Annotated in this window: 21 protein-coding genes; 8 read left to right on the top strand and 13 right to left on the bottom strand. The window is 69.6% G+C overall.

The window, feature by feature from the left end; genetic code table 11:
- Positions 1–23: 23 nt before the first annotated feature.
- From ACIN94_RS15010 to ACIN94_RS14980, 7 genes are all read right to left on the bottom strand, one after another.
- Positions 24–770 carry a GntR family transcriptional regulator gene (locus tag ACIN94_RS15010; RefSeq protein ID WP_400705238.1) on the bottom strand — a complete coding sequence of 249 codons (747 nt, stop codon included), beginning with the start codon at positions 768–770 and terminating at the stop codon, positions 24–26.
- Between the two features lie 702 nt (positions 771–1,472).
- Complete coding sequence (locus ACIN94_RS15005; protein WP_400705235.1) at positions 1,473–3,545, bottom strand: protein kinase; 2,073 nt, start codon at positions 3,543–3,545, stop codon at positions 1,473–1,475.
- Between the two features lie 169 nt (positions 3,546–3,714).
- Positions 3,715–4,677 (bottom strand): ABC transporter ATP-binding protein, encoded by a 963-nt coding sequence (locus ACIN94_RS15000; protein WP_400705232.1) that lies wholly within the window; start codon positions 4,675–4,677, stop codon positions 3,715–3,717.
- Positions 4,674–5,753 (bottom strand): ABC transporter ATP-binding protein, encoded by a 1,080-nt coding sequence (locus ACIN94_RS14995; protein WP_400705229.1) that lies wholly within the window; start codon positions 5,751–5,753, stop codon positions 4,674–4,676. Before ACIN94_RS14995 ends, ACIN94_RS15000 begins: the two co-directional genes overlap by 4 nt.
- A complete protein-coding gene (locus ACIN94_RS14990; RefSeq protein WP_400705226.1) occupies positions 5,750–6,631 on the bottom strand; it encodes an ABC transporter permease in 882 nt (293 codons plus the stop codon). Before ACIN94_RS14990 ends, ACIN94_RS14995 begins: the two co-directional genes overlap by 4 nt.
- Positions 6,628–7,680, bottom strand: coding sequence for an ABC transporter permease (locus ACIN94_RS14985; RefSeq protein ID WP_400705223.1), 1,053 nt, complete (start codon positions 7,678–7,680; stop codon positions 6,628–6,630). The genes ACIN94_RS14990 and ACIN94_RS14985 overlap by 4 nt, the downstream gene beginning before the upstream one ends.
- 7 nt (positions 7,681–7,687) lie before the next feature.
- Positions 7,688–9,499, bottom strand: a complete 1,812-nt coding sequence (locus ACIN94_RS14980; protein WP_400705220.1) for an ABC transporter substrate-binding protein — start codon at positions 9,497–9,499, stop codon at positions 7,688–7,690.
- 175 nt (positions 9,500–9,674) lie between these two features.
- Here ACIN94_RS14980 and ACIN94_RS14975 point away from each other — a divergent pair, with 175 nt between their 5' ends.
- Positions 9,675–10,436, top strand: coding sequence for an SDR family oxidoreductase (locus ACIN94_RS14975; RefSeq protein ID WP_400705217.1), 762 nt, complete (start codon positions 9,675–9,677; stop codon positions 10,434–10,436).
- 13 nt (positions 10,437–10,449) lie between these two features.
- Here ACIN94_RS14975 and ACIN94_RS14970 read toward each other — a convergent pair whose 3' ends face one another.
- The 3 genes from ACIN94_RS14970 to ACIN94_RS14960 all read right to left on the bottom strand — a co-directional run bounded on the left by ACIN94_RS14970 (position 10,450) and on the right by ACIN94_RS14960 (position 13,824).
- On the bottom strand, positions 10,450–11,313 hold the full coding sequence (locus tag ACIN94_RS14970) for a RimK family alpha-L-glutamate ligase (RefSeq protein ID WP_400705214.1): 864 nt from the start codon (positions 11,311–11,313) through the stop codon (positions 10,450–10,452).
- 197 nt (positions 11,314–11,510) lie between these two features.
- A complete protein-coding gene (locus ACIN94_RS14965; RefSeq protein WP_400705211.1) occupies positions 11,511–12,215 on the bottom strand; it encodes a pentapeptide repeat-containing protein in 705 nt (234 codons plus the stop codon).
- Between the two features lie 100 nt (positions 12,216–12,315).
- A complete protein-coding gene (locus ACIN94_RS14960) occupies positions 12,316–13,824 on the bottom strand; it encodes a glycoside hydrolase family 3 protein (protein ID WP_400705208.1) in 1,509 nt (502 codons plus the stop codon).
- Positions 13,825–14,144: 320 nt separating this feature from the next.
- Here ACIN94_RS14960 and ACIN94_RS14955 point away from each other — a divergent pair, with 320 nt between their 5' ends.
- The 5 genes from ACIN94_RS14955 (at position 14,145) to ACIN94_RS14935 (ending at position 18,548) form a co-directional block, all read left to right on the top strand.
- Complete coding sequence (locus ACIN94_RS14955; protein WP_400705205.1) at positions 14,145–14,834, top strand: TetR/AcrR family transcriptional regulator; 690 nt, start codon at positions 14,145–14,147, stop codon at positions 14,832–14,834.
- A gap of 65 nt (positions 14,835–14,899) precedes the next feature.
- The gene (locus ACIN94_RS14950) at positions 14,900–15,583 is read left to right on the top strand and encodes a DNA alkylation repair protein (protein WP_400705202.1); all 684 of its coding nucleotides are present in this window, start codon (positions 14,900–14,902) and stop codon (positions 15,581–15,583) included.
- A 122-nt stretch (positions 15,584–15,705) separates the two neighbouring features.
- Entirely contained in the window at positions 15,706–16,344 is a 639-nt protein-coding gene (locus tag ACIN94_RS14945) for a MerR family transcriptional regulator (RefSeq protein WP_400705199.1), read from the top strand.
- 199 nt (positions 16,345–16,543) lie between these two features.
- On the top strand, positions 16,544–17,557 hold the full coding sequence (gene glnII / locus ACIN94_RS14940) for a glutamine synthetase (protein ID WP_400705197.1): 1,014 nt from the start codon (positions 16,544–16,546) through the stop codon (positions 17,555–17,557).
- Positions 17,558–17,693: 136 nt separating this feature from the next.
- The gene (locus tag ACIN94_RS14935; protein WP_400705194.1) at positions 17,694–18,548 is read left to right on the top strand and encodes a TrmB family transcriptional regulator; all 855 of its coding nucleotides are present in this window, start codon (positions 17,694–17,696) and stop codon (positions 18,546–18,548) included.
- Between the two features lie 56 nt (positions 18,549–18,604).
- Here ACIN94_RS14935 and ACIN94_RS14930 read toward each other — a convergent pair whose 3' ends face one another.
- A complete protein-coding gene (locus ACIN94_RS14930) occupies positions 18,605–19,864 on the bottom strand; it encodes an alpha/beta fold hydrolase (protein WP_400705191.1) in 1,260 nt (419 codons plus the stop codon).
- A 223-nt stretch (positions 19,865–20,087) separates the two neighbouring features.
- Here ACIN94_RS14930 and ACIN94_RS14925 point away from each other — a divergent pair, with 223 nt between their 5' ends.
- Together ACIN94_RS14925 and ACIN94_RS14920 are read left to right on the top strand one after the other, a co-directional pair.
- The gene (locus ACIN94_RS14925) at positions 20,088–22,637 is read left to right on the top strand and encodes a discoidin domain-containing protein (protein ID WP_400705188.1); all 2,550 of its coding nucleotides are present in this window, start codon (positions 20,088–20,090) and stop codon (positions 22,635–22,637) included.
- A 193-nt stretch (positions 22,638–22,830) separates the two neighbouring features.
- Positions 22,831–24,624 carry a serine/threonine-protein kinase gene (locus ACIN94_RS14920; RefSeq protein WP_400705185.1) on the top strand — a complete coding sequence of 598 codons (1,794 nt, stop codon included), beginning with the start codon at positions 22,831–22,833 and terminating at the stop codon, positions 24,622–24,624.
- A 243-nt stretch (positions 24,625–24,867) separates the two neighbouring features.
- Here ACIN94_RS14920 and ACIN94_RS14915 read toward each other — a convergent pair whose 3' ends face one another.
- Together ACIN94_RS14915 and ACIN94_RS14910 are read right to left on the bottom strand one after the other, a co-directional pair.
- Positions 24,868–25,086, bottom strand: a complete 219-nt coding sequence (locus ACIN94_RS14915) for a hypothetical protein (RefSeq protein ID WP_400705182.1) — start codon at positions 25,084–25,086, stop codon at positions 24,868–24,870.
- A gap of 1,106 nt (positions 25,087–26,192) precedes the next feature.
- Positions 26,193–26,720 carry an SSI family serine proteinase inhibitor gene (locus tag ACIN94_RS14910; protein ID WP_400705179.1) on the bottom strand — a complete coding sequence of 176 codons (528 nt, stop codon included), beginning with the start codon at positions 26,718–26,720 and terminating at the stop codon, positions 26,193–26,195.
- Between the last annotated feature and the right edge of the window lie 153 nt (positions 26,721–26,873).

Genomic DNA, 26,873 nt, shown 5'->3' with positions numbered 1-26,873 from the left:
CCGTCAGGGCGGCCACGGGGGCGTCAACGGCTTTCCAGCTCGTACCTGATCAGGTGCTTGTCGGCGGGGAGCACGGACACCGCGACACGTACGGGGGTGTCGGCCTCGTCGTATCCGACCCGGACATAGACCACCACGGGCGTTCCCGACTGGAGCTGGAGCCGCTCGGCCTCGGAGCTGGTGGGCATCCGCGCCCAGATGTCGTCCACCACCCTGACCTGGGGGTGGCCGAGATCCTCCAGCACCCGGTTGGCACCGCGCACGATGTCGCCCGGACGGGCGATCTCGGAGTCCGCGACCAGCGCCAGGGGGAAGTAGGAGTCGTTGGTGTTGTACGGCTGGCCGTCCACGAACCGCAGCCGGCGGCGGACCACGGCGAGCCCCTCGTCGGGCAGCTCCAGCCTGCTGGCGACCTCCTCGGCCGGTTGCACGATCGAGACCTCGATCTCCTGGCTGGGCACCCGGCCCTCCTGGGAGACCGCCCAGGCGAAGGCCTCCCTGGTCTCCATGGGCTGGGGCTGGAGCTCTCGCTGGGGGTGGATGAGCAGCGGGCGGCGCTCCCTGACCACGGTCCCTCTGCGCGGGGTGCGGGTGACCAGGCCCTCGTTGACCAGTTCGCCGAGGGCGAGCCGCACGGTGTTGCGGCTTACCTGGTGCACCGACATGAGCTCCGCTTCGGTCGGCAGCTGATCCCCCGGCCCGAGCACACCGGAGTAGATGGTCCTCCGAAGATCGGAGGCCACCAATTGGTACAGCGTTGACCGTGCCATTTAGTCCCCTTTGTGCCAACAAAACTAGACGATCTGGTTCTAGTGGGGAACAGCCTCTTGACCCAACCTCCCGTGACCCGCATCATCCAATCGTTGGTACAAATCCATCGAAAGGTCTGCCAAGGGGTGAGAGCCGGTGCTGTCGGTCCACTCGGATGCGCCTTACCAGCCCTGGCGCGATCCCTGCGAGGCAACACGTTTACTGCGCTACGCGTTGCACCGCCAGGGATTCACCCACACCTACCAGAGCAATGGGAACGGGATGTCCGTGCTTTCAGTACAGGCCGATCTGACCATATGGTGCAAAAACGGCCTTTTCATCTGGAGCGAAGGCGGCCGAGAGATCTCCCATCCGGCCGACGACCCGGTGGGGATGGCCCGTCTCATCTCACAGCACTACCGCCGGCCAGTGGCCGGCGACGATCCCCCCGAGGAGAGGACGGGTTCCCAGACCCGCCCCTCTCCTCTCCCTGACTCCGAGCGCGAGTAGACGGAGTGAGGACCCCACCCCTCGCCGGGGTCCTCGCACCACCGCGCCGGAGCGGAACGCGCCCTGGCGGGTCCCCCACGCCCGCCAGGGCGCGCCTCCGTGTCATCGAAGCTCCCATCCCGGACGAGGAACAACTCGTCCTGGCCGGCCTTGCCAGGGGCTGGCGCCGTACTGTTTTGAGGGTGAGCATCCCCGCAAAGTCAAGGAGCCCGTTATCCGGGGCTTGGCGAGGGGGTCGACAGGTCAAGGTTCCACCGCCGTAACGTGCCGTCCTCACCGGCGGAGACGGCGATCTCCTTACCGTCCAGCCGCCCGACCGCCACCGACCGGATGGAGCCGGTGTGGCCGGTCAGAGAGGCGCCGACCTGCCTGCCCGCCACCGGATCCCACACCTGAACGTTTCTGTTGTAGCCCGCGCAGACGACGACCGTCCTGCCGCCCAGCTGCCCCACCGCCACCGACCGGACAAGATTGGCGTGATCGGTCAGGGACCCGCCGACCTGCCTGCCCGCTACCAGATCCCACACCCGCACCGTGCCGTCGTTGGCGGCGGAGACGGCGATCTCCTTACCGTCCAGCCGCCCGACCGCCACCGACCGGATGGAGCCGGTGTGGCCGGTCAGAGAGGCGCCGAGCTGCCTGCCGGCGGGCAGATCCCATACCCGCACGGTGCTGTCGTCTCCGCCAGAGACGGCGATCTCCTTACCGTCCAGCCGCCCGACCGCCACCGAATTGACGATGCCGACATGGCCGGTCATGGAGTGGCCGAGCTGCCTGCCCTCGGCCGCATCCCGCACCCGCACCGTGCCGTCCCCCCCGGCGGAGACGACGACCGTCCTGCCGCCCAGCTGCCCCACCGCCACCGACCGGACAAGATTGGCGTGATCGGTCAGGGACCCGCCGACCTGCCTGCCCGCTACCAGATCCCACACCCGCACCGTGCCGTCATTGTCGGCGGACACGGCGACCGTCCTACCCTCCAGCCGCCCGACCGCCACCGACCGGACGGCGGCTACGTGACCCTTCAGAGAGTGGCCGAGCTGCCTGCCCTTCGCCGCATCCCACACCCGCACCGTGCCGTCATCACCGCCGGACACGGCGACCGTCTCCCCGTCCAGCTGCCCCACCGCCACCGAGTTGACGGGGCCGGTGTGACCGGTCAGAGGCTTACCCAAAGGGCTCCCCGTGAAGACGAGACCGTTGACGGGGGAGAGTGCGTCGGAGGTGCCGGGGGGAGAGGTGGAGGAGGTCACGCGGACGGCTCCGTCCGGTCCTCGCAGCCAGGAGAGAACGGCGACGGCGACGGCGAGCAGGGCCAGGCCGCCGGGCAGGATGAGGCGTCGCGGGTGCCGCCGGGGCGCGGTGCCCCGCGTCGGGCCAGCCGGTGTTCCCGGAGGTGCGGACGGTGGCCGGGGCCGGGTCGGCGCACTGGTCGCGGAAAGCACCGCGGCCACGTCAGCGTCGTGGGCACGATCGTGCCGGTCGTCGTGGGTGAGGTGGCTTAGCAGGTCGGCGGTGCCGGGCCGGACGTCGGGGCGTTTGTCCAGGCATGCTGAGAGCAGGGGGCGCAGGTCGTCGGGGACGCCGCGCAGGTCGGGTTCGCGGGTCATGATGGCGTGCATCACGGCCGGGAGCGTCGGGCCGGGGAAGGCCAGGTGCCCGGTGGCCGCGAAGACCATCATGGCGGCCCAGCTGAAGACGTCGGCGGCGGCCCCCGTCGACCGTCCTTCGAACTGCTCGGGCGCCATGTAGGCGGGGGTGCCCACCGCCCCGGAGCGGGTGGTGACCTGCTCCAGTACACGGGAGATGCCGAAGTCGATGACGACCGGCCCCTCGGGGCCGAGGATGACGTTGCCCGGTTTGACGTCGCGGTGGACGATGCCGGCCCGGTGGATCGCCGACAGAGCGGTCAGGGTCGCGACCGCGAGGCGGTGCAGGCCGCTGCCGGTACGCGGGCCGTCGCTTTTGACCAGGTCGTCCAGTGATATGCCGGGAATGTACTCACTGACGACGTAGGGGCGGTCGTCGGCCAGGCCCATGTCCAGCACCCGGGCGGTGCAGAAGGGCGCGATCCGGCGGGCGATCTCCACCTCGCGCAGCAGCCGTTTACGCGCGTCGAAATCGGCCGTCATCCGGGCATGCAGCATCTTGATCGCGACCTGGGTGCCGGCAGGGGTGCGGGCGCGGTAGACGATGCCCTGACCGCCCTCCCCCAGCACACCGCCGAGCAGGTAGTCACCGATCCGCTCGGGATCTCCCGGCCCCAGCGGGCGAAGACTCGGCAATGCCCACCCCTTGGATCTCGGCGACCGTAACGGGCATCACGACGATAGATGACCTTCACAGCGAGCGGAAGACACCCGGCGTCGGGGGGGCCGGGCGGTGGACACCGCGGGTCTGCGGCGTCCACCGGCCCCCGCGGACCGGGAACCTCAAGGTGACGGCTCCGGGAAGCTATCCCTGGCACACCGCGGCGTAGTGGCAGGCGGTCTGGGAGTCGGCCGAGGCGGAGAGCACGGGGAGCTGCTGCGACCTGCACCGTCCGTCGACCCCGGCCTCGGCCGCCGCGCCCGACGCGAGGACCTGGCAGCGCGGGTGGAAGCGGCAGCCGCCGGGGATCCGGGTCGGGTCCGGCGGCTCACCGCCCAGCACCACGGGCGAGGGTGACTCCGGCAGCACCGACAGCAGCGCCTGCGTGTAGGGGTGGGACGGCGACTTCAGGACCTGTTCGACAGGCCCCGACTCGACGATCCTGCCCAGATACATCACGGCGACGCGGTCGGCGATGTTCCAGGCCAGCCCGAGGTCGTGGGTGACCACGAGGGCGGACAGGCCCAGCTCGTCGCGGAGCCGCAACATCAGGGCGAGGATCTCGCCGCGGACCGAGGCGTCGAGCGAGGCCACCGGCTCGTCGGCGACCAGGACACGGGGGTCCAGCGCGAGGGCTCCGGCGATGACGACGCGCTGCCGCTGGCCGCCGGACAGCTCGTGGGGGTAGGAGTGCAGGAAGCGCTCCGGCGGGCGGAGCCCGGCGCGTGACAGCGCCGACGCGACCCGCTCCTCCTCGTCGGGCAGGCCGTGGATGCGCGGTCCCTCGGCCACCGCCTCGTAGACGGTGTGCCGGGGGTTGAGCGACCCCGTCGGGTCCTGCAGCACGAGCTGTACCTCGCGGCGGTAGGCCTTCAGCGCGCGCGAGGAGTAGGACAGGGGGGATCCGCCGTACAGGACCGAGCCCGAGGTGGGCCGTTCCAGGCCGAGCAGGGTGCGCGCCAGTGTCGTCTTGCCGCAGCCGGACTCGCCGACCAGCGCGACGATCTCGCCCTCGCCCACCTGGAGGTTCACCCCGTCCACCGCGCGGGCGCGCCGCCCGCGCGAGGAGAACTCCACGTGCAGGTCCCGGGCTTCGAGCAGGGTCACGCGTCCTCCTTCGCCGGTCGCATGACCGAAATGCCGTGATCTTCGGTTTCCTCCGCCGGCGTCACCGAGGTGCCGGGCGTCTCGTCGCCGTCGCCGTGCCCGGCCGGTCGGCCGGTCTCCGGCAGGACGTGCACGCATGCCACGGTACGGCTCTCGCCCGCGGGCCAGAGCTCGACGTCCGCCGACGCGCACGACGGCAGCGACACCGGGCACCGGGGGTGGAAGGAACAGCCGGTGGGCAGGCGCATGGGGTCGGGCGGGTCGCCGCCCAGGCCCCGGGGCGCCAGCCGGGAAGCAGGGTCCCCGACCGTGGGGAAGGCCGCGGCCAGCGCCTTGCCGTAGGGGTGGCGTGCGTCCTGGAAGACCTCGTGCGAGGGCCCCGACTCGACCACCCGGCCCGCGTACATGACCGCCAGCCGGTCAGACATGGAGGCCAGGACCGACAGGTCGTGAGAGATCATGATCAGGCTGATGTCGTGCTCGGCGATGAGCGAGCGGATCAGCGCGAGCACCTGCGCCTGGATCATCACGTCCAGGGCGGTCGTCGGCTCGTCGGCGATGATCAGGCGCGGAGAGCAGGCCAGCGCCATGGCGATCATCACCCGCTGGCGCTGCCCGCCGGACAGCTCGTGCGGGTAGCTGCGGGCCCGCCAGGCGGGCAGGCCGACCTGTTCCAGCAGCTCCCCCACCTTCCGCCGCGCCGCGGCCGGCGTCGCCAGCCCGTGAACCAGCAGCGGCTCGGCGAGCTGCTCCCCGATCCGGCGCACCGGGTTCAGCGCGTGCTGGGCCCCCTGGAAGACCACCGAGGCCGACGCCCAGCGGACGGCGCGCAGCCGCCCCCACTTCATCGTGAGGACGTCCTCGCCGTCCAGCAGGATCTCACCGGTCACCCGGGCGTCCCGGGGAAGCAGCCGGAGCAGGGCCATGGCCAGGGTCGACTTGCCCGACCCCGACTCTCCCGCGATGCCGAGCGCCCGGCCCGCGGCCAGGTCCAGCGACACCCCGCGCACAGCGGGCACCTCTCCCGAGGCGGTCCGGTAGGTCACCGCGACGTCGCGCAGCTGAAGCAGGCTCATCGGGAGACTCCCCGCAGGCGTGGGTTGAGTACGGCTTCCAGCGCCCGGCCGCAGAGCGTGAACGCCATGACGACCACGACGATGCAGAGGCCGGGCGCCAGGATGTACCACCACGCGCCGGAGGTGGCGGCGCCCCAGTCGTAGGAGCCGCGCAGCATGCCACCCCACGACACCTGGCCCGAGTCCGCACCCAGGAAGGCCAGGGTCGACTCGGCGACGATGGCGCTGGCCACCTGCAGGGTCGTGTTGGCCAGCACCAGCGGGGCGACGTTCGGGAGCACGTGGCGGGTCATGATGTGCCAGTGTCCCGCGCCGAGGGCCTTGGAACGTTCGATGTACGGCCTGGCCTCCACGGACAGGGTCTGCGCCCTGATCAGCCTCGCGGTGGACGCCCAGGAGGTCACCCCGATCGCCAGGATGATCGTGGAGGCGCTGCCGCCGAGGATGGCCGCGAGCACCAGGGCCAGCACGAGCGACGGCAGGACCAGGAACCAGTCGGTGATCCGCATCAGCACGGCCGACGTCCAGCCACGGAAGTGACCGGCCGCGATGCCCATCACGGTGCCGATGGTCATGCTGAGCAGGGCCGACATGAAGCCGATGAGCAGCGAGACGCACGATCCCCACAGGATCATCAGCAGGATGGACCGGCCCGACTCGTCGGTGCCCAGGAGGAACTCCAGGCTCGGCGGGGCCATCTTGGCGCCCGTCGCCTTGGTGACGTCCATCCCGGCCGGGTCGGTGAGCAGCGGGGTGAGGAGGGCCAGGGCCACGGCCACGACCAGGATCGCGGCGCCGTACAGTCCGGCCCGCTGTCTGCGGTAGTCCCGCCAGAAGCGGGACATCGCCCTCTTGCGCCGGGTCCAGGTGATGCTCACGCCGACCTCACCCTCGGGTCCAGGACGTGGTAGACCACGTCGGCCAGCGTGTTCATGACGATCACCGCGGTGCACACCACCATGAACGTCCCCTGCATGACCGCGAAGTCCGGGCCCTTGATCGCCTCATAGAACAGCAGGCCCAGGCCCGGCCAGGAGTAGACGGTCTCCACCGACACCGCTCCGCCGACCACGAAGCCGATGTGGATGAACACCAGCGTCACGGTCGGCAGGAGTGCGTTGGGGACGGCGTGGCGCCGCCGTACCTCGTCGTCGCGCAGCCCCTTCGCCCGGGCGGTGGTCACGTAGTCCTGGCCGATCTCGTCGAGCAGCGAGGAACGCATGACCAGCAGGTACTGGGCGTAGACCACGGCGACCAGGGTGAGACACGGCAGCACCAGATGGTGGGCGACGTGCAGGAGGTAAAGCGGCCCATCGGGGGCGTCGACGCCCTCCATTCCCCGGGTGGGGAAGATCCCCGGGATCGGCCCCACCCCGGCCGCGAAGACCATGAGCAGCAGCAGCCCCAACCAGAACGTCGGCACCGACCACAGGACGAGCGAGACGCCGGTGGAGAGGCGGTCGAACCGGCTGCCGTGCTTCCACGCCGCCCTCGTGCCCTGCCACAGGCCCAGGCTGACCGCGATGACCAGCCCGGTGCCCACGAGCACCAGGGTCGGGCCCACCCGTTCCCCGATGAGGTCGAGGACCGGGCGCCTGTACTCGTAGGAGGTGCCGAGGTCCAGCCGGAGGGTCCGCAGCACGAAGTCGAGGAACTGCTGCATCAACGGCCTGTCGAGCCCCATCTGGCGGCGGAGCAGGTCGAGCTGGTCCGGGCTGAGCGGCACGTTGCGCGTGTAGGCGATCGCGGGGTCGCCGGGGATCAGCCGGAACAGGAAGAACGTGGCGACGATGACCATGCCGATGCTGAGCGCGGCCCCGCCGGTCTTCGTCAGTGCGTAGCGCAGCACCCCCCGACGGGCACCGCGGTCCTTCCCGGAGCCCGCCGCCGGTACGGCGGCGGGCTCGGTGTCGAGAGGTGCTGTCATCGAGGTGTTACTCGCGTTCGTCCGCGACGGAACGGCGCCGCCGGGCGAGGAGGAAGCCGCCGGCGCCCAGGATCACGACGGCCGCGATGCCGCCCACGACGAGGCCGGTGCTGGAGCCGTCGGCCGGACCGTCCGAGGTCTCCACCGCCTCCAGGGAGTAGGCGGGCCAGTAGCTGCTCGCGCCGTACAGGATGCCCCTGTCCTCGGGGATCGGGGTGATGCCGGCGATCCGGTCCTTGCGGTAGCCCTCAAGGTTGTTCGGGTAGTAGAGGGCGATGACCGGGGCGTCGGTGTAGAGACGCTTCTGCATCTGCTTGATGATCTCGACGCGCTTGGCGCGGTCGAGCTCGGCCAGCTGCTCCTGGTAGAGCTTCTCGTAGTCCGGGTCGCAGTAGAACGACTCGGTGCCGCCGCCCTCGCCGCTCGCCGTGGGCCGGCGGCTGCACAGGTGGGTGGCCAGGATCTCCTCGGGGTCGGGGTTGACCGACCAGCCGCTGATCGCGATGTCGAAGAGGCCGGTGAACCCGGTCTCCTCGGTGAACTTGTTGGAGTCGAGCTTCTTGGTCGACAGCGCGATGCCGACGTCCTTGAGCCAGCCGGTGACGAACTGCGCGAGCTTCTCCTCGACCGGGTCCTCTGCGTGGATGCTGAAGCGCATCTCCAGCTTGCGCTTGCCGTCGGGCATCGTCCGGATGCCGTCGGCGCCCTTCTTGTAGCCGGCGTCATCGAGGATCTGGTTGGCCTTCGCGATGTCATAGGTGACGAGGTCGTCGCCCTCGGCCTTCCAGAAGAACTCCTGGTACATCGGCGGGATGATGGACCCGTCGGCCGGTACCGCGAGACCGTTCTGCACCTGGTCGACCAGGGCCTTCTTGTCGATCGCGTAGTGGATGGCCTGCCGTACCTTCGGGTCCTGCAGGGCGGGGTGCCCGTCGCCGACCGGCTTGTTGTCGATCGTCTGCGCGCCGTGGTTCAGCTGCAGGTAGCTGGCCCTGCGGCCCTGGGTGTTCCACTGCACGATGTTCGGGTCACCCGCCAGTGCGTCGAACTGGGGGGCGGCCAGCCGGCCCATCCAGTCGATGTCGCCCTTCTTCAGGCCGGTGATGGCCGCCTCGGGGTTCTCGTAGAAGATGACGTGCAGCTCGTCGATCTTGGGGGCGCCCCGCCAGTAGTCGGGGTTGGCCTTCAGCTTGATGTAGGCGTTCTTCTTGTGCTCGATCGCGATGTAAGGGCCGCTGCCGACGACCGGGTACGTCTCGTTCTCGAACGCGCCGACGTCGCCGACCCCCTCCCAGACGTGCTTGGGCACGATCGGGATCGGGTTGTCCAGCATCGAGGCCTGCGGCTTCTTGGTCTTGATGACCAGGGTCCGGTCATCGGTCGCCGTGACACTCTCGAAGTTCTCGACCGCCGGGCCGTTGGACTGCTTGGCCGCGTCGACGGTCATGATCGTGTTGAAGGTCCATGCCGCGTCCTGGGCGGTGACCGGCTTGCCGTCCGACCACTTGGCCTCGCGGATCTTGAAGGTCCAGGTCAGCTTGTCGTCCGACGCCTCCCACGACTCGGCCAGGTCGGGACTCGGCTGCAGGGTCTTGGGATCGGGAACCGTGAGGAACCCGTATATCCACCGGTGGACCGACGACGAGACCAGCCGGACCGCCAGGAACGGGTTCATCGAGTCCACGCTCTGCGTCACGCCCAGCCGCACGACCTTCTTCCCCGGCTCGGGCGCCGGTCCGGCCAGCGCCTGCGTCGCCGGGAGTATCGCCAGCAACAGCGTCAGGCCCAGCGCGGCCAGCCGCGCACCCAATCTCGTCATGGTGGTGCCCCATCCTCGAACCGATGATCCGTTGTAGAAGAAGGCACACCATAAGGACTCCGCATGTCAACGAATGGTGGAAGATTGTTTCACTCTCGTTTTCTTCCCTGACACTATTTTTCAACCAACCGGTCAGTATGGACGGATGGAACGGAGGTGCGACATGCTGCGGAACATGACTCTGTTCTCCGTGGAAGGCAAGACCGTTGTCGTCACCGGCGGCTCACGCGGGATCGGCCGGATGATCGCGGCGGGGTTCGTGGATGCCGGAGCGACGGTCTACATCTCCTCACGCAAGGCCGCCGAAGTGGAGAAGACGGCGGCCGAGCTGGGCTGCGTCGCCGTACCGGCCGACCTGTCCACCGAGGACGGCGCACGCGCGCTCGTGGAGGCCGTCTCGGCGCGGGAGTCACGGCTGGACGTGCTGGTCAACAACGCCGGGGCGACCTGGGGCGCACCGCTGGAGGAGTATCCCGAGCACGCCTTCGACAAGCTCTGGGGGATCAACGTCAAGGGCGTGTTCCACCTGACCCAGCGGTTCCTGCCGCTGCTGCGCGCCGCCGCGAGCCCCGACGACCCGGCCAGAGTGATCAACATCGGATCGATCGACGGTATCCGGGTGCCCACGCTGGAGAACTACGCCTACTCGGCGGCCAAGGCGGCCGTGCACATGCTGACCCGGCACCTGTCCCAGCGGCTGGCCAAGGAGTCGATCACGGTCAACGCCATCGCGCCGGGTCCGTTCGAGTCGAAGATGATGGCCTTCGCCCTCGACGACCCGGCGACCCGGGCGGCGATCGAGTCCCACGTGCCACTGGGCCGCATCGGCCGCCCGGAGGACATGGCCGGAACCGCGATCTTCCTGTCGTCGCGGGCCGGCGCCTACCTCACCGGGGCGGTCATCCCGGTGGACGGCGGCATCTCCGCCCACGGGTGACCAGAAAGTCCCGTCAGATCGCCTCGGCCAGCGCGCGGGCCAGGTTGGCCGCCGCGTCGGGCGCCCAGCGCAGGAACAGGTAGGGCTCGGTGAGCTCCAGCTCGATGAGGACCGGGGTGCCGTCTGACAGGCGGACCAGGTCCACGCGGGCGTAGAGAAGCTCGGGGAACTCGGCCAGCACCCGCTCTGCCAGGGCGAACTGGTCGGGCTCGGGGGTGCGGGGCAGGTGCTGGCCGAGCTCGGGGGTGCGGAGCTCACCTCTGCCGTTCTCCTCGTCCGGGGCGGTGACCTCCCCGGCGAGCATCGGGGGGCGCCGTACGGCATGGCTGAACCGGCCGCCGAAGTAGAGCAGCGACGTCTCCCCCTCGGCCTCGACCATGTCCAGATAGGGCTGGATCATCGCGGTACGCCCCTCGGCGGCCAGCCGGGCCGCATGGGCCTCGGCCTCCTTCCGGTCACGGGTCCTGATCGTGTCACGAGCCCCGGACGACACCGAGGGCTTCACCACGTACTCGTCGAGGACCGGGAAGTCCACGGCCTCGCCCGGCGCGACCCAGTAGGTGGCGATGGCCGGCGCCTTCAGGTCCCGCAGGTAGGTCTTGTCGGTGTTGCGCTCCAGCACCGCGGCCGGGTTGAGCAGCCGGGTGACGGAGTCGACGCGGCGCACCCAGCCGAGGAACTCCGCCCGGCGGTCGATGTAGTCCCAGGGGGAGCGGACCACGACGGCGTCGAACGCGGCCCAGTCGACCTCGGGGTCGTCCCAGCGCACGATCTGCCCGGCGATCCCCACCTCGGCCCAGGCCGCGAGGGCGATCTCCTTCTCGTCGTCGACCCCATCCGGGTCGGCAAAGGTCACATACGCCACCGAAGCGCCCATGAAAAATCCCCTCATGTCACTACCAACCAAATACCAGGGACCTTACACAGGGCCGCACGCCGCGCCCTTGCGGACCCACCGGCGTCAACCCGGCGATCCCCTCCACCCAACGGCCCGCATCTCTGCTTTTCACGCCTTTACCGGAGCAGGGACCGCCTTTACGAAGTATGTCTGTTTTTGGCTGTGCTGGAATGGACCTACAGGACGGTCAGCCCCCGCTCGGCGAGGATCGCGGCGGCCTGGGCGGAGCTGAGGATCGCGCCGCGGAGCGAGCGGAGCCGGGTGTCGTCGACCGGACCGAGGTCGGCCCCGCGGAGGTCCGCCTGGGCGAAGACCGTATCGACGGTCCGGGCCCCGACCATGCGGCACTCACTGAACACCGCCTTGGTGAAGTCGACGCCCGACAGGTTGGCCTCGTCGAAGCGCACGCCCTCGAAACGGACACCGCGCAGCGAGCAGCCGACCAGGTCGGCCAGCATGAGGTTGCATCCGGTGAACCGGTATCCGGTGCCCCGGCACTCGGACAGCACCGCGCCGACCATGCGGCAGCCGGTGAAGGACGCGTCGGTGAGCAGCGCCCCCTCGAAGGCCGCTCCGGCGAGGTCCACGTCGGTGAAGACCGCGTCGATCATCTCGGCGCGGCCGAAGCGCATCCCCGCTCCCCCGCCCCCTGAGAAGCTCGCCCTGTCCAGGTCGGCGTGCCGGAAGTCGGCCCCCTCCAGCACGCACCCCTCGAACGAGGCCCGCACCAGGCTCGCGTCGGTGAAGACGGCCCTGGAGAGATCACAGTCCCTGAAGACGTACGGAGGACCGTCCTCCGCCAGATGTCCGGTGACCGAGACCTCGGTGAGGTCCACGCCCACGATCTCCCGCCCGTCTGCCAGCAGCCTCGCCACGTCCATCCCGCGATTCAAGCAGCCGTGTCCGACAGAATCCGACGGCCCGGGGATCCCCGCTCCGGAGATCGGCCCTCGGGCCGGCCGGCGCCGGCCGTACGGGAGGTCAGAGCCGGGCGTCTCCGGCGAGGACCTCGGCGGCGGCCTGGCCGCAGACCCGGGCGGAGCCGTGGGTGGCGATGTGGACGGCGCCGAGGTCGGAGCGGCCGGGCAGTCCCATCTCGACCACGACGGCGTCCGGACGGGCGGCCAGCAGGTGGTTCAGGACGTCCGTCTGCCAGGGGTGACGGTGGGCGTCGCGGACGACGGTGACCAGGGGGCGGCCGGCCGCAGCGGTCAGGACGGCCTCGACCGCACCGCCGGTGGCGGTCGAGGCGTCCAGACGGGTCACCGTGGTGCCGGGAAGGAGTTTACCGAGCGGCTCTCCGACGCCCCAGGGGGTGTCCTTCTCGATGGCGAGGTTCATCTCCGGGGCCAGCTCGACCACGTGCGGCGGGGCCGGCAGCGGGAGGACCGCCGTCGCGGAGCGGCGGATGATCCGCAGGGCCCGCCGGGCGGCGGTCAGTCCGATCGCGACGTCACCGGGGCGGGTGGGCGCCGAGCGCCGGTGTACGGCGGACGCGCTCCAGAGGGCGAGTCCGCGGACCCGGTGAGCCGCGTCGGCCAGCCGTTCCTCGGAGAGCCGGCCCTCGATCACCGCGTCCACGATGGCGTCACGGACCGAGGTCGCGGTGTGCTCGTCGGCGTGCTCTCCACCCACGCAGACCGCGTCGGCACCCCCGGCGATGGCCAGCACCGAGGCGCCGCCGATGCCGTGGGGCCCGGACACGGCCGTCATCTCGATGCCGTCGGTGATGATGACGCCCTCGAAGCCGAGCTCGACCCGGAGCAGGTCGTGTAGTACCCGGCCGCTGAGTGTGGCGGGCATGTCGGCGTCGTAGGCGGGGACCAGGAGATGTCCGGTCATGACCGTGCGCACGCCCGCGGCGATGGCCGCGCGGAAGGGGCGCAGGGCCACCTCGTGGAGCTCCTCGGCGCCCGCGGTGACCAGCGGGACACCGTGGTGGGAGTCGATGGAGGTGTCACCGTGGCCGGGGAAGTGCTTGGCGCAGGCGGCGACGCCGGTCGACTGCAGACCCCGGATCCAGGCGACGGTGTGCCGGGCGACCAGGTCGGGGTCCGCGCCGAAGGAGCGGAGGCCGATGACCGGGTTGTCCGGGTTGGAGTTCACGTCCGCCGAGGGAGCGAAGTCGAGGTTGACCCCCGCCCGGGCGAGGTCGTGGCCGAGGTCACGGGCGATCTGCTCGGTCAGCTCGACATCGTCGACAGCGCCCAGGGCGAAGCTCCCCGGCCGGGTGCTTCCGGCCGCGGCCTCCAGGCGTGTGACCTCTCCCGACTCCTCGTCAATGCCGACGAGGACCTGGGGGTTCTCCGCCCGGAGCGCGGCCGTCAGGTCGGCCACCTGGGACGGGCTCGCGATGTTCCTGGAGAAGAGCACCACTCCGGCCATGCCGTCGGCCAGACGCCGGCGGAGCCAGTCAGGTGGCGTCTTCCCCACGAACCCCGGCAGGACGACCGTGTCCGCCAGGCGGAGCAGCTCTGGGCCGCGCTTCATGCACCCTCCTCGCCTGACAGCCGAACGGCATCCCCTGCCGAAGACCCGCAGACAGCACGTTGTTGGGGGGCCTCCGGAGAAAGCGCATCCTGAGGCCTGGCGCAAATCTAATAGGAAAGTTTCCTAATTGCTAGTGGGCTGACCATGGGCCTTCCACTCCAGATCTCCGCCCCGGAGCGACCCGGGGAGACCGGAGACCCCCGGCCGGGGCCGGACCCGCCGGCCGGGGCCGGAGCACGCACCCAGCCGTGCCGAAAAGCGGGAATGAGCCGGCCCATTCAGGTGAACAAGCGATTGAGCAAGGGCTCATAATGGGGGACGTGAACACGCGAAAGAACTCCGGCGGCGCGACCACCACCCAGGTCAGGCGCCAGGTGACGACGGAGCGCGCGGCCTCATCCAGCTCCGCCTCCGAGCGCCGCAACCACCTCGTCAGGCTCGCCGCCGAGCTTTTCGCCCGCAAGGGCTTCCAGGCGACCACCGTCCGCGAGATCGCGGAGGAGGCCGGCATCCTGTCCGGAAGCCTCTATCACCACTTCGACTCCAAGGAGTCGATCGTCGACGAGGTGCTGACCACCTTCCTCGACGACCTCATCAGCCGCTACCGCATCGCACTGGAGCAGGGGGGCGAGCCCCGCGCCATCCTCTCAGAGATGGTGCGCATCGGATTCGGCACCCTCGAACCGCACCGCGCCGCGATCACCGTCATGCAGAACGACTGGAACTACCTGCTCTCCCTCACCGGCGGCCGCTTCGACTACCTGGTCAAGGCCGAGGACGAGGTCGAGCGCATGTGGGTCGAGCAGATCAAGCTCGGCCAGGCGGTGGGCCAGTTCCGCGCCGACGTGGAACCCAAGCTCACCTATCGCATGATCCGCGACACCATCTGGGTCGCCGTCCGCTGGTTCCGTCCGGGCGGCCGTCTCAACACCACCAGCCTCGCCGAGCACTACATCACCGTCCTGTTCGATGGCCTGGCGACCGGCGAGCGGAGTAGTCAGAGGGTGTGACGCCCACCAACGAACCCGGTGAGGGACAGACCATCCGCGGAGCGAACGAGGAGTGGTGGGCAGGCATGGACACACTGCACAAGGCCGTGCGGCTCGCACTCACCGAGGTGGCGGACCCCGGCAAGGCCCCGACGATGCAGGCCTACATGAAGTCGGACATGCCGTTCCTCGGGGTCCAGGCCGCGCCTCGCCGTACGGCGCTGAGGAGGGTCTTCGCCGAGCAGCCGATCGAGAACGCACCCGAGTGGCGCAGGACGGTGCTCTCGCTGTGGCGGGACGCCGAATACCGCGAGGAGCGCTACGCCGCGATCGAGCTGACCGGCTTCCGGCTGTACAGGGAGTTCCAGACGCTCCAGGCCCTTCCGATGTACGAGGAGATGATCGTCACCGGGGCCTGGTGGGACTACGTCGACGAACTCGCCGTCCACCGCGTCGGCGGCCTCCTGGCGAGCTTCCCCGACACCATGCGCCCTCTCATGCTGAAGTGGGCCCGCGACGGCGATCTATGGAAGCGCCGCACGGCCATCCTCTGCCAGAACAGGTTCAAGTCCGCCACCGACACCGGCCTGCTCTACGCCTGCATCGAGCCGAACCTGTCCGACAACGACTTCTTCACCCGCAAGGCGATCGGCTGGGCCCTACGCGAGTACGCCAAGACCGACCCCCAGGCGACTGTCCGCTACGTCGACCACATGGGTATCAGCGGCCTCAGCCGCCGTGAGGCCCTGAAGAACCTCCCCGCCGGATGACCTTCCGGTACGGCTCCCGCCCCTCGGCAGCTCCCTGTCGACCTCGGTGGCCAGACAACGGCCCCCTGGGCGTGTAGAGCGCCGCGGATGGCCGATCAATTGGCTAGCTGTACTATCCAATAATGCGGGTATCCCAGCTCAGTGCCGCGTCGGGCGTCCCCGTCCCCACAATCAAGTACTACCTGCGCGAAGGTCTGCTCCCCGCGGGGGAGCAGACGTCGGCCACCCGGGCGGAGTACGGCGAGGGCCATGTGCGCCGGCTGCGGCTGATCCGCGCGCTGCTGGAGGTCGGACGGCTGCCCATCGCGTCCATCCGCAAGGTGATCACCGCCGTGGACGACGAGAGCCTGGGCCTGCACCAGGTGCTCGGCACCGCCCACTACGCCATCGCCCCCTCGATCGAGTCCCACCCGGATCACGAGGACTGGCGGCGCGCCCGCGCCGAGACCGACCGCCTGATCGCCGACCTCGGCTGGCGGATCCACCCCAACGCCCCCACCCGCGACGAGCTCGCCCAGGCCGTCCTCACCCTCGGCCAGCTCGGCGTGCCCGTCACCCGCGAGTCCCTGCGCCCCTATGCCGAAGCCGCCACCGATCTCGTCGAGCACGAGATCGGCGCCATCCCCGTCGACGGCTCCCGCGAGGCCGCGGTCGAAGCCCTGGTCGTCGGCACCGTCGTGCACGGCCGGGTCCTCGACGTCATGCGCCGCCTCGCCCACGAATCCGCTTCGGCCCGTTTCTTCGACGTCTCCGAGGGATGACGCCCTCCGGGCGGGGGCGGGCCCGCCCGGCGGAGAGGCGACTCACAGCCCCCGGAGGGGCGGATGCAAACTTTTCCCACAGCCTCTACCAGGCCAAACAGTCCCAGGTAACATCCTGTTCACATTCGGGCAACAGATATGAAATCGTGACTTGCGACTCTGAAGGAGCAGCGAACCACTCCTCCTCAAGGACGCGTCGATGACCTTCAAGGCTGAATACATCTGGATCGACGGCACCAAGCCGACCGCCAAGCTCCGTTCGAAGACCAGGGTCCTGGCCGACGGCGCCGAGCTCCCGCTCTGGGGCTTCGACGGGTCCAGCACCAACCAGGCTGACGGCTCCTCCTCCGACCGCGTGCTCAAGCCGGTGTTCATCTGCCCTGACCCGATCCGCGGCGGCGCCAACGTGCTGGTGCTCTGCGAGGTGCTCGACACCGAGATGCACCCGCACTCCAGCAACACCCGCGCCGCGCTCGTCGAGGTGGCCGAGAGGTTCGCCGACCAGGAGTCGTGGTTCGGCATCGAGCAGGAGTACACCTTCTTCAAGGAGGGCCGCCCGCTGGGCTTCCCGCTCGGCGGCTTCCCCGCCCCGCAGGGGGGCTACTACTGCGGCGTCGGCGCCGACGAGGTCTTCGGCCGGGAGGTCGTCGAGAGGCACCTCGACCTCTGCATCGAGGCGGGTCTGGCGATCTCCGGCATCAACGCCGAGGTCATGCCCGGCCAGTGGGAGTTCCAGATCGGCCCGGCGGGTCCGGTGGAGGTCTCCGACCACATGTGGATCGCCCGCTGGCTGCTCTACCGCATCGCCGAGGACTTCGACATCGCCGCCACGCTCGACGCCAAGCCGGTGAAGGGCGACTGGAACGGCGCGGGCGCGCACACCAACTTCTCCACCAAGGCGATGCGCGAGGGCTACGACCCGATCATCACCGCCTGCGAGGCTCTCGCCGAGAACGCCGCGGAGCACGTCAAGCACTACGGCGCCGGCATCGAGGAGCGTCTCACCGGTCACCACGAGACCGCTCCGTGGAACAGGTTCACCTACGGTGTCTCCGACCGCGGCGCCTCGGTCCGCATCCCGTGGCAGGTCGAGGTGGACAAGAAGGGCTACATCGAGGACCGTCGCCCCAACGCCAACGTCGACCCCTACCTGGTGACCCGCCTCATCGTGGACACCTGCTGCACCGCTCTGGAGAAGGCCGGCCAGGTCTGATCCGGCAATCGCCACCGGACCGGCCGGCTCAGGTCAGCCAGCTCACGGGCCTGGACACCGAATCGATAAATACAAACCCAAATAAGGCGCTTTAGGACAGCGCAAAACTGCCGCCGCGCGCCGTAGCATGACTGCGATGCGGGACGTCGTGGAACAGTTACAGCGCCTGGGCATGTCGGGTTACGAGGCCAAGGCCTATGTCACGTTGGTCGGCTCCGGCCGGCCGCTCAACGGATACGAGGTGGCCAAGCGTTCAGGCGTGCCGCGCAGCACGGTCTACGAGACGCTGGGCAAGCTGGTCGCCAAAGGGGCGGCCTACGAGGTGCGCGGGGCCGAGGACGCCACCGACTACCTGCCGCTGCCGCCCCGGTCCCTGCTGGAGCGGATGCGCCGGGAGTTCGACGACTCGATCGAGTCGCTGCAGGCCTCGCTGCCCACGATCGTGGCACCCCCCAAGGCTCACCTGATCCACAACCTCAAGGACGCCGAGGCACTGCTCGCCCGGGCCGAGGACGTGGTGGCGGCCTCGCGCACCGACCTGTTCCTGTCGATCTGGCCCGAGGAGATGAGGCGACTGTCGTCGCTGGTCAAGCGTGCGGTCGAGCGGGGTGTCGACGCGTCGGTGATGCACTTCGGGCCCGCCCAGGACGTGGTGGGGCACCTGTACGAGCACCGGTTCTCCACCCCCGACCGGGTCATGGAGAACCTGGGCTGCCGCCTCCTGGTCGTCGCGGGCGACCGGCAGGAGGCCCTGATCGGCGGATTCGTGAACGGCTCGGCCTGGGGCGTCTACACCGAGGACCCTGCCGTGGTCCTGATGGCGGTGGAGTACATCAGGCACGACATCGCCCTGCAGATCATCGCCGACCGGGTCGGGCACGAGTCACTGCGCGAGTTCTGGACCAGCGACCCGGAGTTCACCCGGCTGCGCGCCGGCCAGAACCGCCCGGCCGCCCTGCTCCGCGCCGCGGGGTGCCCTGCCCCGGACTGACGGCCGACCACCTGGACGACCTACGGCCTCGGGCGGGCACGGCGGCGGCCGTACGCTCAGGAGCCGTGGACGCCGTTGACCGTGTCCATCAGGCGGGCCAGCACCTGCCCGCCTGAGACGCGGACGCCGTCGTGCTCCCACTCGTTGGTCACCCAGGTCCGCACGTTGCCGACCGCGCGTGCGGTCCGCGCGGACAGGCCCTCGTCGACGTACATGTCGTCGTAGTAGACGGCGGCGGCCACCGGGACCCGGTTGGCGGCCAGCCGCACCGGGTCGTAGAGGTCGGGCCATACTCCGTCGGCGGCGAGGATCTCGGCAGCGCCCTTGAAGGGGCGTAGGGCGGCGATCTCGTCGAACATCCAGGGATAGATCATCTCTCCGACGGGGAGCAGCGGGTCGGCGTCGTGGCCGAACTCCTTGGGCAGCAGCCGGTCGGCGGCCCAACCGGTGGGTGCGCCCTGGGCGTAGATCGACTCGTGGAGCACCGCGTAGAGCGGACTGCCGACGAATCCGGTGGCCATCATGACCTCGTACAGGAAAAGGTCGGAGAGTCGCTCGCCACTCCAGGCGGTCTCCAGCAGCCAGTGCAGGTACTCCGCGCCGTCGCTCATGCCCAGGCACCGGCCCAGCGTCTGCAGCCGCCGGACGGTCAGCGCGTCGCCGTCGGGCAGCAGGATCTCCTCGCGGCGCAGGTGCCCGGCCACCGCGTTCAGGCGGGCGTCATCGCCGGGATAACGGGCGAAGTAGCGGTCCACCTTGTCGCGGACCCGGGGGTAGGTGCGGGAGTAGACCTCGTCGGCGGAGGCGTCCAATCCCGGCAGGCCGCCCGTCACGTAGCAGGCCCTGAGCCCTTCGGGGGCCCGGGACAGGTAGGTCAGCGTGATGAACCCGCCGTAGCTCTGACCGAGTGTCTCCCAGGGCCGGTCACCGCAGAGCTCGTGCCGGATCAGCTCGGCGTCGGCCACGATCGCGTCAGCGCGGAAGTGCTTGAGGTAGGCGGCCAGCTCGGCGTCCGTGCCGGCCGGCGTCCCGGTGGTGACGGGAGTGCTCCGGCCGGTCCCCCGCTGGTCGAGCAGGAGCACCCGGTGCGTCCTGAGCGCGTGCCCCAGCCAGCCGTCGGCCGCCGTCGGCCTCGGCGACCTGCCTCCCGGTCCGCCCTGCAGGAAGACCAGCCACGGCAGTTCCACATCCCGCTTGGCCGGGTCCACCGCCTCACGCGCGAAGACCTCTATCGTCCGGCCGCCGGGATCGGCGTGGTCGAGGGGGACGGTGAAGACGTGGTCGGTGAGCGCGACACCGGGCAGCAGGACAGTCACCCGGAAACGCTACACCCGCGTCCCACCCGCGTCCCACCCGCGGACCGCCCGAGACGGCCGCCCCGGCCCGAGGGAGCAGGAGGAGAACCCCCGCCTCTTGACTACCATCTTTCCAATAAGTTAAATCAAGTATCGAAATAAGGCGTTGATTTACGACATGTCGCCGGTCGCGCCTTACTCGCTGCTAGACCTTCCACCCCCCGGATCCCCTGTGGAGACAAGCATGAGAGGTCTGCCCCGTTCCATCGCTTTATGGGCCGCTTCCGCGGTCGTAGCGGCTCTGATCGCAGTACCATCCGGCCCGGCCTTCGCGGACACGTTGTTGTCGCAGGGCAAGACCGCGACGGCCTCATCCACCGAGAACGCCGGCACCGGCCCGGCCAACGCGGTCGACGGCAATCTCAGCACCCGCTGGTCCAGCGCGAAGACCGACTCCGAGTGGCTCCAGGTGGACCTGGGGGCCTCGGCCGACATCAGCAGAGTCGTGCTGAACTGGGAGGCCGCCTACGGCAGGGGATACAAGGTTCAGGCATCCCAGAACGGGACCACGTGGACAGACCTGAAGACCATCACCGACGGCCGCGGCGGCACCGAGACCTGGGACGTCACCGGCAGCGGCCGGTACGTCCGGATGCTCGGCGTGACGCGGGCCACCGGCTACGGCTACTCCCTGTGGGAGTTCCAGGTCTTCGGTGCCGGTTCGGGCACCGGCGCCCAGTGCGGAACCACCAATGCCGCACTGAACAAGCCCTCCAGCGCGTCGTCGGTCGAGAACGCCGGCACTCCCGCGAAGAACGCCTTCGACGGCAACAACGGCACGCGATGGTCCAGCGCGGCCAGTGACCCGCAGTGGATCCAGGTGGACCTCGGCTCGGTGCAGACCATCTGCAAGATCGGCCTGTGGTGGGAGGCCGCGTACGGGACCGCCTTCAAGCTCCAGGCGTCGGACAACGGCAGCACCTGGAGCGACCTGAAGTCCGTGACGGGCGCCACCGGCGGCACGCAGTCGTACGACGTGAACGGCTCCGGCCGGTACGTCCGGATGTACGGCACAGCGCGGGCCACCGGCTATGGCTACTCACTCTGGGAGTTCGCCGTGTACACCACGTCGGACGGTCCGATACTGCCCGGCGGGGGCGACCTGGGCCCGAACGTTCACGTCTTCGACCCGTCCATGTCCAGCGCCGGCATCCAGAGTCAGCTTGACGCGGTCTTCCAGCAGCAGGAGTCCGCCCAGTTCGGCACCGGGCGCCACGCCTTCCTGTTCAAGCCCGGCTCCTACAACGTGAACGCCAACATCGGTTTCTACACCTCGATCGCCGGCCTGGGACAGTCGCCGGACGACGTCACCATCAACGGCGGCGTGACCGTCGACGCGGGCTGGTTCGGCGGCAACGCGACCCAGAACTTCTGGCGGTCGACGGAGAACCTCTCGGTCCAGCCGACCGGCGGCACCAACCGGTGGGCCGTCTCCCAGGCCGCGCCGTTCCGCCGTATGCACATCAAGGGCGCGCTCAACCTGGCTCCCAGCGGCTACGGCTGGGCCAGCGGCGGCTACATCGCCGACAGCAAGATCGACGGCGCCGTCGGCCCGTACTCGCAGCAGCAGTGGTACACCCGGGACAGCTCCGTCGGCGGCTGGGTAAACGGCGTGTGGAACATGGTCTTCTCCGGAGTGGTGGGCGCCCCCGCCACCGCCTTCGCCGACCAGTCCTACACCACGCTGAACAACACCCCGATCAGCCGCGAGAAGCCGTACCTCTATATGTCCGGCAACGAGTACCGCGTGTTCGTCCCGTCCAAGCGGACCGACGCTCGCGGCGCGAGCTGGGCGAACGGGGCCACCCCCGGCAGCTCGATCCCGCTCAGCCAGTTCTACATCGCCAAACCCGGAGACACGGCCGCGACCATCAACGCCGCGCTCAGCCAGGGCCTGCACCTGCTGCTCACCCCCGGCGTCTACACCATCAACCAGCCGATCAACGTGACCCGCGCGAACACCGTGGTCCTGGGCCTCGGCCTGGCCACGCTGATCCCGAGCGGTGGCGTCAGCGCGGTCAAGGTCGCCGACGTGGACGGCGTGAAGCTCGCCGGCTTCCTGATCGACGCGGGCACCCAGAAGTCCAACGTGCTGCTGGAAGTCGGCCCGCAGGGGTCGAACGCCGGCCACGCCGCCAACCCGACCACCGTGCAGGACGTGTTCGTCCGGATCGGCGGCGCCTTCGCCGGCAACGCCACCACCAGCGTGGTGATCAACAGCAACGACGTGATCATCGACCACACCTGGCTGTGGCGCGGCGACCACGGCGAGGGAATCGGCTGGAACGTCAACACCGCCGAGACCGGCCTGGTGGTCAACGGTAACGACGTGCTGATAACGGGCCTGTTCGTCGAGCACTTCCGCAAGTACGACGTGGAATGGTACGGCGAGCGCGGCCGGACGATCTTCTTCCAGAACGAGAAGGCGTACGACCCGCCGAACCAGGCCGCCTATATGAACGGCACCACCAAGGGCTGGGCGGCCTACAAGGTGGGCAACGCGGTCAACACCCACGAAGGCTGGGGTCTCGGCAGCTATGTCTACTTCAACGTCGACCCGACGATCGAGGTGGAGAACGCGTTCGAGACGCCGGTGAAGCCGGGCGTCAAGTTCCACAGCCTGCTCACCGTCTCCCTCGGAGGCAACGGCCGGATCAACCACGTGATCAACGGCACCGGCGGCCCCGCCTTCGGCACGGCGACGATCCCGTCCAAGCTGGTCTCCTACCCCTGAGGCTCTGAACCCGCCTGATCGGCGACGGTCACCTCGCCGATCAGGCGCCTCACCTGCACCCCTTCACGCCAGATGGCTCTCCCGGCTACCCGGGAGAGCCATCGCATCACTCTCCGGCAAAGTTCGCGAACCATGACAACCGATCACGGGGGTGAGACCGTCGAACAGATGACGGCGCTCGGAGGGGGACTGAATGGTTCCGGGGTACCACGAGGTGCGAGAGCTCGGCACCGGAGGGAGCGGCCGGGTGGTGCTGGCCACCTACGCCCCCACCGGCGCCTACGTGGCCATCAAATACCTGAACGCGAACTTCCGGGACGACCACGCTTCCGTGACCCGTCTCCGCGAAGAGGCGCGGATCATGGTGGAGCTGCGCGACCCGAACGTGGTCCGGTTCCACGAGTACTACGAGGACGTGCTCGAAACCGCGATCGTGATGGAACTGGTGGACGGTGTCGCACTCAGGACGATCCTGTCCGAGCACGGCAACACGAGCCCCGAGGCGGCGCTGACGGTGCTCAAGGGCTCGCTGGCCGGTCTGGCGTCCGCGCACTCCGCAGGGGTCGTGCACCGCGACTACAGGCCGGAGAACGTGCTGATCCAGGCGGACGGCACCGGCAAACTGACGGACTTCGGCATCGCCGCCCGGACCGGGGAAGCGGACATGCCCGCGGGCACCCCGCCCTACACGGCGCCCGAACGGTGGGCCGGAGAACCGGCCGGCCCCGCGAGCGACATCTACGCGGCCACCTGCGCGTTCTTCGAGTGCCTCACCGGGCGCGGACCGTACGGGGTGGGTCGTCCCGCCGCGCTCATGCACCGGCACCGGACGGCGCCGATCCCGTTGGAGGCGGTGCCCGGCTCGGTGCGGAAACTGGTCGCCCGGGGTATGGCCAAGGACCCGGCGGACCGGCCGCCGACAGCCCGGGCGTTCGTCGCGGAGCTGGAGACGGCGGCGTTGTCGGCCTACGGGCCGGAGTGGGAACAGCGCGGCCGGCGACACCTCGCCGAGCTCGCCACACTGCTGGCGCTGACGTTCCCGCTGGCCAGACCCGTCCCGGAGGGGGGCGGCTCGGTCACGCGGAACGCGGACGGCCGCAGGGGCGGGATACGCCGCCCTCGGCTGGGTCCCCGGGTCATAGCCGGGATCGCTGTGATCACCGCCGCGGTCACCGTCGGCCTGGTCGCCGCCAACCGGGCGCCTGACAGGCTCTCCGCCGGCGCGATCTTCACCCCGGCGCCCCGGTCTCCCGCGGCCGGGGGCAGGACGGTGCCTCCCGTGAAGCCGCCCTCGGAGAGAGCCACGGAATCCCCGCCGCCCGAGCCGGTCACCACCCTTGGACCGTCGCGCCGCGCCGGCACCGGCTGGCCCCCGGCTTCCTCGGAGAGCGCCAACCCGAGCCGCCCGAACAGCCCTGGCCGCCCCACCCTGACTTCCACGGGAACGCCCCCGGCACCCACCCCGACCTCCACAGGGACTCCCCCGGCACCCACCCCGACCTCCACGGGGACTCCCCCGGCACCCACCCCGACCTCCACGGGAACGCCGCCGTCCGCGCCCGTGGTCAGCGGTCTGACGATCACCGGGATCGACGCGGACGGCACCACGGTCCGGTTCCGGATACGGACCGGCAGCACCTCGGCGGTGACGGTAAGGCTGGGGTCCGCCCAGAAGGTCGTCGGCGGTGAGGGCGGGTTCACCCGCGGCGTCCAGGTGCTGGAACTGTCCGGTCAGACGGACTACGAGCGTGAGGTCACCGTGGAGTTCGCCGCACTGCCCGGATGTGGCGAGTACGTCCACCGGGTGGTGACGGTCACCACCGTTCCCGGTGGCGACATGCGTTCCAGCGACGTGAGAATCGGCCTTCCCTCGTGCGGCCCGGTCCCGGACCCGGATCCCGACGGGCCTGTTCCCGACCGCTCCGCAGTGGGCGACACCCCCCGTGAGCCCACCGGGCCCGCCGACTCGGTGATCGACGACCGGTGACAATGACGGATGCCGTACCCGGCTGACACCGGGCACGGCATCCGCGCCTTCTCCGGTCTCCTCAGCCCGCAAACGCGACCCTGGCGAGGCACACTCCGGGAGACTGGTAGGTCAAATAGGCCAGAGGGGACCCGTAAGCCAGGACGGCGGACCCGAGAGCCGTGGGCACGCACGACCAACAGGCCACACACGCCCCGGGACTTGTAGGGGGATTCCCAGGACCTGCGGTGGGGTTCCCGGAATTCACTTGACCGGGAAGGCCGACGGGGCCAACAGGACCAGCGGGTCCGGGCGGGCCAACAGGACCAGGCAGGCCAACAGGACCAGGCAGGCCGACCGGACCGGGCGGACCAGCAGGACCAGCAGGACCAGGCGGGCCAACAGGACCAAGCAGGCCGACCGGACCGGGCGGGCCAGCAGGACCAGCAGGACCAGCAGGACCAGGCGGGCCAACAGGACCAAGCAGACCGACCGGACCAGCAGGACCGGGCGGACCAGCAGGACCAGGCGGACCAGCAGGACCAGGCAGGCCGACCGGACCAGGCAGGCCGACCGGACCAGACAGAGGACCTGCGAAGGGAAGACCGGTGGGGCCCGTGGGACCTGCAGGGCCGGCAGAGCCGGCAGAGCCCATGGGACCGACGAGGCCTAGAGGACCGGTAGCACCCGTAGAACCGGCGGGGCCTATGGGACCAGCGGGACCGGGAAGGCCAACAGGACCAGCAGGACAGGCAGGACCTGCAGGACCTGCAGGACCTGCAGGACCTGCAGGACCACTCGCACCGTCAAGCCCGATGGCCCCGTCGAACCCATCGGCCCCTTCGATACCCGGAATGCCCAGAGCGCACGGAGGACTCGGCTGGCCGTCTACGCCGCCTACGCCGTCTCTGCCATCTCTGCCGTTCCTGCCCCTGCAGCCGCGGTGTCCATGCGAGCATCCACAGCGCCTCCTGCAGCATCCGCAGTGCCTTCTCCGGCATCCACAGTGGCCACCTGAGCAGCGAGCTCTCTCCCTCACGACGTGTACGGCGGGAGCGCGGACCGGGATGGGAATGCCGTCGCTGACACCGGCCCGGGAGGTGGCCACTTCCGCTTGTTCGGTCCCGGCGTTCGCTGGGGCGGGATTCGACGAGACGATGAGGGCACCGGCCATGGCCGCCACAGCCAAGGCTCCGGCGCGTTTCCCGAAGATAGCGCTCGATGTCCACCTATTTATGCGATGAAGCACTTAACTTCCCCTGACGTTCTTAACGATAGAAAATTCCGATCGATCGCGCCGCCACAGCGACGATTAGCCAGAAAGTATCTTTGAAGAACGGGACATCGCCAGATAACATAGTTGAGAAAAAGCAAATATATGCTATGGAAATAAAACTTTCGACGCCTCTTCACACGCTTCACCCTCACCGTCGGGATTCAGCGCGAAATTAGGTCTTTTATGCGTTCGACGCCGAGGCGCCGTGGCGGGATGCCCCACCACGGCGCCTCGCTGCCCCTCGGGCTTCCCGACCCACGTATCGAGACGCGGGGCCGAGCGTGATGAACCGCCCGAGAAATCACCGAAAAGATCAGAAGGAGAAAACGTCGCGGGTCGCGTTATGCATCATGCAAGGGTTGCTGTAGGTCCGGTCGAAGCGGATGTATCGGCCATTCCAGACACCGTTGGCGGTCGCTCTGACCGGCTCGTACAGCTGGGAGCAGAACACTCCTATTATGGGCGCGACAGCAGCGGGGTTCCCCTGCGCCGGGGTGAGCTCGGCGCATGCCTCGAAGGCGCGAGGGTGTGTACCGCGTGGCGGACTACACCCGAGCCGGACACTCCGCGTTCCGGACTGCGGGCCGACCGTCCTTGTGACGGTCAGCAGGAGTTCCTGCACCGCGGGCTGCCCGATCGGGCCCGGGTAGGGCAACGGCGGAATCGGCCTGGGCGGAATGGGATACGGATACGGCGGAAGCGGATAACCCTGAGGCCATCCCGGGTAGGGCCACGGCGGGAGAGGTCTTGGCGGGATCGGCCTCGGCCTCGGAGGGATCGGCCTCGGCCTCGGCGGGATCGGAAAGCCCTGCGGCCCCCCCGGACCCGGCTGAGGCGGCATCGGATAACTCGGCGATCCCCCCGGACCCGGCTGAGGCGGCATCGGATAACTCGGCGATCCCCCCGGACCCGGCTGAGGCGGCATCGGATAACTCGGCGATCCCCCCGGACCCGGCTGAGGCGGCATCGGATAACTCGGCGATCCCCCCGGACC

Origin of the sequence: Streptosporangium sp. NPDC087985, assembly GCF_044741965.1 — a bacterium.
Taxonomy (GTDB): domain Bacteria; phylum Actinomycetota; class Actinomycetes; order Streptosporangiales; family Streptosporangiaceae; genus Streptosporangium.
The sequence above is the reverse complement of the archived record's forward strand: the minus strand, read 5'-3'. Positions and strand labels throughout refer to the sequence as shown.